Here is an 8,090-nt window from a genome sequence, read left to right on the forward strand (position 1 = left end):
TGATCGCGCCGATCCCACTGCGGGGAGTCTGCGTCAGTTCCGGCGCAGGGCAGGCCCGAGGTCCGTCGGCGCCGGCCGGTAGTCCAGGTGGGTTCGGGCAGCCGTGAGGTCGAGGGTGCGTTCGTGGGCCAGGTGGCGGACGGCGTAGACGGTCAGGCGGGGGCGACGGGCGGATCGGGCGGTCCGGGTCAGGAGTTCGGTGGTGCGGGCCAGCGGGAGGGCGAGGGCGAGCGGGAGGTAGACGGGTGCGGCCGAGAGGTTGTGGGCTGTCAGGACCTGGCGCAGCACGTCGTCCAGCACGACCGGCTCCCGGTCGGTGACGTTGAAGGTGCCGGAGGAACGGCCCTCAGCGGCGAGCAGGCAGGCGTCGACCAGGTTCGCCATGCTGGTCAGGCTCAGCCGCTGCCTGCCGTCGCCGATCGCGAACAGCCTTGGCCCGAAAGGCGTTTCGCGCACCGCCTGGAGGACGCGCGGCAGCAGTGTGGTGTCCCCGGGACCGTACACGGCGTGCGGCCGCAGGATCACCGCCTCCGGGCGGACCCGGCGCACCCACTCCTCCGCCAGCGCCTTGGAGCGCCCGTAGGCGTCGCTGTGGCGGACCGCGTCGGCCTCGCCCTCCCGGGCCATGACGGTCGGCCGGCGCGGGTCGTAGACGCTCGCGGTCGACAGGTGCACGAAGCGCGCCGCCTCGGGGAACCCCGCCAGCGCGCCCCTGGTGGTCAGCACGTTGCCGCGGTGGAACGCCTCGGGGCGGGCCCAGTCGGTCGCCAGGCCCGCGCAGTGGATCACCGCGTCAGGGCGGGTGAACGGGGCCGGGAGGGCCGGCCGGACCGCGGGGTCCGCCAAGTCCCAGGAGAGATAGGGCGCGCCACCGATCAGGTCGGCGGGGACGGTGCGGCGCCGCCCCAACGCCAGCACCTGGTGCCCGGCGGCCCGCGCCGTGCGGCACAGGGCACTGCCGACGAAGCCGCTGGCCCCGGTGACGACGATGATCACGACGCCTCCTTCGTGACCAGCGCGCGGAGTTGTTCGCGGTCGGGTTTCTCGGTCCGGCCCCGCCGGGGGATCGCCGCAAGGCAGTGGATCCGGTCCGGAAGTGCCGCGTGGTCGATCGTGCGGGGCAGTTCGCGGGACAGGGAGCGGAGCAGTTCCGGTTCCGGCACCGCGCCGTCCGGGCGCACGGCCAGCACCACCGCCTCGTCGGCGGTCACCAGGTCGGGGACACCCACGATGACGGCCTCGGCGATGCCCGGGAGGGCGGCTATCGCGGGTTCGTACAGGCCCGGGTAGAGGTTGAAGGAGCCGCGGATCAGCATGTCCTTGGTCCGGCCGAGCAGCACGATCCGGCCATCGGCATCGATCCGGGCCCGGTCACCGGTGTTGAGCTCGCCGATCGGTCCGTCGCCGAGGTAGCCGGTCGCCAGGTGGGCGCCACGCAGCAGGAGTTCGCCCTCTTCGTTGAGGCGCGCCGTGACTCCGGGCAGGGGGTGGCCGGCCAGGTCGCCGTGGGGTGCGTGGTCGAGCTTCTCCTCGGCCTCGGTCACGGCGATCGGCAGCATCTCGGTCGCGCCGTAGATCACCGCGATCCGGGCCGAGGGGAGCGCGGTCCGCAGGCGGCGCAGGATCGGGGGTGGCACGGGAGCGGCGCCGAGCAGCACCGTGCCCAGGGTGTCCGGGAGTTGGCCGGCGGCGAGCAGGCGGGCCAGGGCGGCCGGGGTGCCGAAGGTGTGGGTGGCCCGGCGGCGCCGCAGGTCCCGCAGGAACCGCTTCGGACGCACCGGGAGCGGCGCCGCCGACCAGGTGGCGCCGGCGGCGAGGAAGGCGAAGGCGATCATCAGCTGCTCGGAGTGCACGACCACAGGGCCGGGGGCGGCGGGCAGGCCCAGGCTTTCGCCGAGCAGGTCGGCGCCGGCGAGCAGCGTGGCCTGGCTGTGCACGACCGCGCGAGGCCGGGCGGTGGTGCCGGAGGTGAACACGACCAGGGCCGGACGGTCCGGGTCCCCCGCGGGCGCGGGTGCCGGTGCCGGTGTGAGCGCGGGCGCGGTACGTGCCAGGGTGGCGGCGGAGAGCGCGTTCGCGGGCACGCCCGGGAGCCGCGGGCCGGTGTGGATCAAGCGCAGGGTCGGGTCGGAGAGCGCGGGCAGGTTCAGACCGAGGCGGCGCAGCAGCGTGCGTCCCGCCTTGCGGGCGGAGAGCGCGCAGAGCCAGGACTCGGCGGCCAACCAACGCGGCGCGGCGAGACGCTCGGCGACGAGCCGCCCGCGCGCGGCGTCGAGCTCGGCACCCGCACCCGGGTCGGCCACCACCACGGCGGCGCCGACCGTCATGACGGCCAGACCGAGTACCAGGGCGTCCCGGCCGGGGCGGACCGCGAACAGCACCGTGTCACCGGCGGACATGCCCACGGCGCGCAGCCCGCTCGCGGTGGTGGCGATCCGCTGGGCGAGTTCGGCGTAGGTGAGTGCGCCGTGCGCGTCGAGCAGGGCGACCGCATCGGGCGTCCGGCGCGCATGCTCCGCGATCCGCCCGACCACCCCGGCGACGCCGCGGTCCGGCGTGCCACTCACGAGGCTGTGGTCGCGCTCACCGCGGTCATGGCGGTCACCGCCATCCTCATGTGCTCCGCGCATCTCCGAATACTCACCACTCATCCGCCCGCCACCTCCAGCCTCGCGTACGTCGGTATCAGCACCCGCCGCTTGACCCGTCGCCGCACGATTCGCTCCGCCCCCGCCGTCAGCACCGCCTGCATCAGCACCCGTATCTCGGCCAGCGCGAGCGGCGCACCGATGCAGTAGTGCGGCCCGGCCCCGAACCACAGGCGCTTGGGATCGTGTGCCGGGCACCGGCCCAAGGCCGCCGCCCGGTCGAACGGCCCCGCCGCCAGGTCGCACCTTGCCGTGGCGATGAGCACCCGGTCCCCCTCGCGCACCGTCGTCGCGCCCAGCAGGCCCGGCCGCGCGGCCCGGCGCAGCATCGCCGGGCTCGGGGTGATCACCCGCATGGCCTCGTCGAGCGCCCCGTCGAGCGCCGCGCCGCCCGTCTCCAGGTCGGCCCGCAGCGCAGGCAGCAGCCCGGAGTCGTGCCAGAGCGCGAAGACCCGGGGCACCGTGGTCGCCACCGTCTCCGTTCCGGTGAGCAGGAACGCCGCTGCCAGCCCGAGCGCCTGTTCCCGGTCGAGCCCGTAGCCGCGCAGGCGCCCCATCATCGAGCCTGCCTCCGCCCGGTCGTAGGCTTCGCCCGCCGCCGCCACCAGACCGGCCAACACGCCCTTTGCTTGAACTACTTGACGTTGTGTCAGCTCTTTGGTCCGCAGTCCGACCATCCGCACGATCCGCTCGCCCCGCTCGAACACCTCCGCGCCCGCGGCGTCGGGCACCCCGAGCAGCTCGCCGATCACCGTGCCGGCCGCCGTCCTGGTGAGTGCGACCAGGTCCACCGCGCCGCCCGCACCCAGCCGGTCGGTGGCCTCGCCCAGCACCGGCCCGAGCACCCGGGTGCACAACTCCATGGCCTGGGACCGGGTGAACAGGCCGCCCAGCGCGGCCCGCAGTCGCCGGTGTTCCTCGCCCTCCATGTTCAGCAGCACGGCGGGCCCCAGAATCGGCGTCCACAGCGCGCCGGAGGAGCCGGGCCCGTCCTTGCGGAACCCCTCGTGGTCGAGCAGTACCTGCCGGGCCAGCTCCGGATCGCTGACCACGACCCCGATCCCCGGCACCCGCACGGCGGGTCCGCGCCGGGCCACGGCGGCGATGAACGGGTACGCCAACGGGTGGGCGGCCAGCTGCACCCGTCGTTCCCAGAGCTGTTCCCGGCGTTTCATCGGATGTCGACCACGTCCGGCCGGTACCGGTGGTCCGCGTACCAGGCCAGCGTGTTGCGCAGTCCGAACGCGCGCAGCCGCCGCACCGAGCCGTAGACCTTCATGCCCGGGACCTGCCCGTAGGCGGTGGTGAGCTTGCGCACCTGGTTCACCAGGGCACGGTCCTCGTGCACTTCCTCGATCGCGGTGCGCGGGAAGCCGCCGCAGCGCTGGTAGAGGTCGGCGGTGATGGCCAGGTTGCAGCCGGGGCACATCAGGTACGGGCCGAGGTACTGCGGGTCCCGGTTGCCGGGCCGGAACCTGCCGAACCGAGCCGCCAACGCGACCACCGCCGGCAGCAGCCAACTCTCCCACAGCTTGAGCGCGAACTCGTCGGTGCGCGGCTGCAGTTGACCGGTGACCAGTTCCAGCCCGCCGGCCAGGCCGCGGCGTACGGCTGCCGTCCAGCCGGGTACCGGGAGGCAGTCGGCGTCGGTGCGGGCCAGGTACCGGGCGCCGGCCTCGATCGCGAACCGCATCCCGGTGTCCGCCGCCGCGCCGGTGCCCTTGCGCGCCTCGGTGATCAGGTGCAGCGGGAAGCCGGCGGTGACCGCGAACTCCCGGACCACCTCGGCGGTCCGGTCGGTCGAGGTGTTGTCCACCACCACACACTCGAAGTCCGCGTCGGTCTGCTCCGCCAGCGCGCGCAGCGTGGCCGGCAGCGAGACTTCCTCGTTGTAGGCCGGCACGACCACCCACAGGTCGGTCACTGGTGTTCCCTCACAATCGAGCTCACGATGGCGCTCACGGTCGAGCTCACGATCGGACTCACAGCTGCGCGAAGACGACGCCGAGCGAGACCCCGCCGGCCAGGCCGATCAGCGCCACCCGGTCGCCCGGCCCGCAGCGGCCCTGCTCCAACGCCCGGGCGAGTTGGAACGGCAGCGAGGCGGAGGCGAGGTTGCCGTGCTCGGGCAGCACCGGCACCAGCGACCCGGCGGTCAGGCCGGTCCTGCGCAGGAACGCCTCCAGCAGCGGCACGGTCACCTGGTGCACCGCCACCACCGCGAAGTCCGCCCAGGTCAGCCCGTGTTCGGCCAGCGCTTGGTGGATCAGCTCGGGGCCGAGCGCCTCGAAAGCCGCGTGCAGCCGCGCGCCGTCCATCCGGAAGTAGGTCGCCTCCGGGTCCCGCGGGTACGCGGTGCCGCCGCCGGGCAGGGTGCCGACCTCCCAGGCCGAGGAGTCCGCGGTGAAGGCCCGGTGGAAGATCCCGTCCGGCGCCGCTCCCGCCTCCACCAGCACGGCCGCGCCACTGTCGGACAAGGTGTAGCCGGGGAACGACTCGGCGAACTGGATCCGGTCCCGGACCGACCAGCGGATCGCCCGCGACGGCAGCTCCCCCGTGCAGACCAGGACCCTGTGGTACTGCCCGCCGGCGATCAGCGCCTCGGCGACCTGGATCCCGTTGAGCACGCTGTTGCAGGCGTTCTTCACGTCGAACACCGGGCAGCGCGCCCCGATCTTCGAAGCCAGGATGTGCGCGGTAGCGGGCTCGACCATGTCCTGCGAGGCGCTGGCGAAGATCAGCAGGTCGAGGTCCCGCGCGTCAAGGCCGGCGTTGGCCAGCAGCTTCCGGGCGGCTGCCGCGGCCAGGTCGGAGGCCTGCCAGCCGTCGGGGGCGACGTGCCGCATGGCGATTCCGGTGACCGCCTCGATCAGCCCGGGGCGCGGCCGGTAGGGACCGCTGTCGGCGATCCGCTGCTCCACCTCGCGTGAGGTGAGCGATTCCTCCGGCAGGTGCACCGCCACCGCGGCGATCACCGCGCGCGCCCCGCCGCCTTGCCCGACCAACTGTCCACTGCCCCCGACACTGCGCTCAAGCCTCACCCGAGCTCCCCGATCATCCGACGATCTTATAGCCCAACCTGCCGCGATACGGTTTCTCGCACGGACATTCGATGTGACGATGGGGGCGGCGATGGGCATGACAACGGCAGAACGGCACGAGAGCAGACTGCTGTGGGCCAGCCGGCCCGCCCTGTGGACGCTGACCAGGATCGCCATGGCACGGCCCTTCGGACCGATCCGGCGGGTACCCCGACTGGGCTGGGTGGCGAGCGAACCCACCCTGATCCGGGCCGTGCTCAACGACCACGAGCACTTCACCCTCCTCGGCGAGGGCGGTGTGGGCCACCTGTGGGAGCAGATCCTCGGGCCGTACGTCACCCGGCTCTTCGACGGCGCCGGCCACGCGGACCTGCGCCGACGCGCGCGTGACCTGTTCACCGAGGAGAACTCCGCCGCCCTGGTCGAGCGGGCCGCCGGGCCGGTCTACGCCGATGTCACGGCGCGCCTCGCCGCCGGGGACCAGGTCGACGTGGCCGCAGCCGCCCGGCTCGTCGTCGGCCGCCTGATGGCCGACCTGCTGGGCCTCCAACTCCCGCCGGACAGCCCGGACTCCACGTACCTGGAAACCTTCGCTGCCGGCGAGCGGCTGGCCGCGCTGGCGCTCGACACGGCTGCCTCGACCGAGCTGCCGCCGGAGCGGATCGAAGCGGCCAAGGAGATCGTCAGGTCACTGACCAGCGGCGTCCCGGCAGCGTACGCCAGTGCCGAACCCGACACCCTGCTCGGCCGCTGTCGCGAGGCCGGGATCACGCTGGAGGAGGCCGGCGGCCTTGCCTCGCTGCTGCTCGTCGCGGGCACCGAGACCGCGGCCAGCGCGATGGCCCGCACGGTCGCGCTGATCCACGACACCGGGCAGCAGGAACCGCTGCTCGCCGACCCAGGGCTGATCCGCGACGCGGTCCGCGAGGGACTGCGGGTGACCACGCCCGCGCCGGTGATCGGACGGCACGTCAGCGCGGACGTCACCGTGGCCGGCCGCCGGCTGCGCAGGGACGAGCGGATCCTGCTCGTCACCTACGCGGCCGACAACCTGGCCGGCGGCTTCGACCTGGCCCGCCCGTACGACCCGCGCTCGCGCCAGCTCTGGTTCGGCGCCGGTCGGCACCTGTGCCTGGGCGCGCCCGTCGCACGGGCCGAGATCGCCCGGATGGTCGAGGCGGTCCGCGCCGCGGGACGCCCGTACCGCATCGTCTCGCGCAGCTACGCCCGGAAGGTGATGATCCCCTCCTACGCCTCGCTCGTCGTCGAGCTGGACTGACGGAGTGCCGGCCGACGGCCGGACCGGAGGCGAGCGTCGGCAAGTGCTGCTGCTCTTGGCGGACCCGCGCGTGGCGGCCCGCCGCCCACCGGCTATGACCGTTCGGGCTGCCCGGCGAACTCCAGGACGGTGACCGAGGGACGACGGTTGGCCACCAGCGGGACGGTGAGCGCGAGCGGTAGCAGTTCGCCGAGCAACCCACGCCCGCCGACCGGCCGGACGTCCCGCACCGTGGCGATCGCCGGACTGGCGGTGCGGAGCTTGTCGCGCTCGCCCGCGTCCATCGCCCACGGCATCGGCGGCGGCTGGTAGCCGTGGGCACGCAGCTTCCCGTTCAGGGTGAGTCGGCTGAACCAGCGTGGCACGGCGTCCAGCACGAGCGAGCCACCCGGGAACCGATCCGCGCAGCCGGCGATCAGGGATCTCACCCGGGCCGGCGGAAGATACATCAACAATCCCTGTGCGCTGAGCAATACCTCACGGTTGCGGTCCACCTCGTCGGCCCACCCCAGTTCGGTGGCGTCGGCGGCCAGGTAGCGCTGGCGCGGGCCGGGCGGCAACAGTTCCTCGCGCAGCGCCACCGACTCCGGCAGGTCCACGCTCAGCCAGCGGGCCCGCCCGTTGTCGACCCGCCAGTACTGGGTCTCCAGGCCCTCACCCAGGCAGACCACGGTGCCGCGCGGCTCCCGGGCCAGGAAGTCCGCCACCTCCCGGTCGAAGCAGGCCGCGCGCAGGGCCTGGAGCTGGGCCTGGCTGCCACTGGTGCCGAACCGCTCGGCGAAGGGGTAGTCGATCCGGTCGACCAACTCCACCGCCTTCGGGTCGTGCAGCAGCCCGTCCGGCCGCCGGGCCTCCACCGCCCGGTACCACAGCGTCCACAGCGCCGTCTCCGGCACCTGTCCCAACTCGGGCCGCTCCCCGCCGCTCATCGCTCACTCCCTCGGACGTGCACCACACTCCGGCATGAACCCGCCGATTCTGACACCCCGGGCACGGCGGGGGCCCGGGCCCCCCCCCGCGCCGCCCCGGCCCCCCCCCCGCCCCCCCCCCGCCCCCCCCCCGGCCCCCCCCCCCCCCCCCCCAAGGAGAATGGCCCGGCCGGCCGGGGCGGGGGGTAGGTGG

Annotated in this window: 7 protein-coding genes; 1 reads left to right on the top strand and 6 read right to left on the bottom strand. The window is 74.1% G+C overall.

Features of this window, described 5'->3' with window-relative positions:
• Window positions 1-33: 33 nt before the first annotated feature.
• The 5 genes from ACIRYZ_RS18410 to ACIRYZ_RS18430 form a co-directional block, all read right to left on the bottom strand.
• Window positions 34-996, bottom strand: a complete 963-nt coding sequence (locus tag ACIRYZ_RS18410) for an NAD-dependent epimerase/dehydratase family protein (RefSeq protein ID WP_402945288.1) — start codon at window positions 994-996, stop codon at window positions 34-36.
• Window positions 993-2,567, bottom strand: a complete 1,575-nt coding sequence (locus tag ACIRYZ_RS18415) for a class I adenylate-forming enzyme family protein (protein ID WP_402945291.1) — start codon at window positions 2,565-2,567, stop codon at window positions 993-995. Before ACIRYZ_RS18415 ends, ACIRYZ_RS18410 begins: the two co-directional genes overlap by 4 nt.
• Window positions 2,568-2,647: 80 nt before the next feature.
• Window positions 2,648-3,823 carry a cytochrome P450 gene (locus tag ACIRYZ_RS18420; RefSeq protein ID WP_402945294.1) on the bottom strand — a complete coding sequence of 392 codons (1,176 nt, stop codon included), beginning with the start codon at window positions 3,821-3,823 and terminating at the stop codon, window positions 2,648-2,650.
• Window positions 3,820-4,572, bottom strand: coding sequence for a glycosyltransferase family 2 protein (locus tag ACIRYZ_RS18425; RefSeq protein ID WP_402945297.1), 753 nt, complete (start codon window positions 4,570-4,572; stop codon window positions 3,820-3,822). The genes ACIRYZ_RS18420 and ACIRYZ_RS18425 overlap by 4 nt, the downstream gene beginning before the upstream one ends.
• Before the next feature lie 58 nt (window positions 4,573-4,630).
• On the bottom strand, window positions 4,631-5,689 hold the full coding sequence (locus tag ACIRYZ_RS18430; RefSeq protein ID WP_402945300.1) for a 3-oxoacyl-ACP synthase III family protein: 1,059 nt from the start codon (window positions 5,687-5,689) through the stop codon (window positions 4,631-4,633).
• Window positions 5,690-5,786: 97 nt separating this feature from the next.
• Between ACIRYZ_RS18430 and ACIRYZ_RS18435 the strand changes: the two genes are divergently transcribed.
• A complete protein-coding gene (locus tag ACIRYZ_RS18435) occupies window positions 5,787-6,968 on the top strand; it encodes a cytochrome P450 (protein WP_402945303.1) in 1,182 nt (393 codons plus the stop codon).
• 92 nt (window positions 6,969-7,060) lie between these two features.
• Here the strand turns inward: ACIRYZ_RS18435 and ACIRYZ_RS18440 are convergent, their stop codons facing one another.
• Window positions 7,061-7,897, bottom strand: a complete 837-nt coding sequence (locus ACIRYZ_RS18440) for a class I SAM-dependent methyltransferase (RefSeq protein ID WP_402945306.1) — start codon at window positions 7,895-7,897, stop codon at window positions 7,061-7,063.
• Window positions 7,898-8,090 lie beyond the last annotated feature (193 nt).

Origin of the sequence: Kitasatospora sp. NPDC101155, assembly GCF_044768305.1 — a bacterium.
Taxonomy (GTDB): domain Bacteria; phylum Actinomycetota; class Actinomycetes; order Streptomycetales; family Streptomycetaceae; genus Kitasatospora.

Coding starts and splice junctions, on each gene's coding strand:
- ACIRYZ_RS18420 (WP_402945294.1), bottom strand. CDS start 3,823: ATGAAACGCCGGGAACAGCTCTGGGAACGACGGGTGCAGCTGGCCGCC.
- ACIRYZ_RS18440 (WP_402945306.1), bottom strand. CDS start 7,897: ATGAGCGGCGGGGAGCGGCCCGAGTTGGGACAGGTGCCGGAGACGGCG.
- ACIRYZ_RS18435 (WP_402945303.1), top strand. CDS start 5,787: ATGACAACGGCAGAACGGCACGAGAGCAGACTGCTGTGGGCCAGCCGG.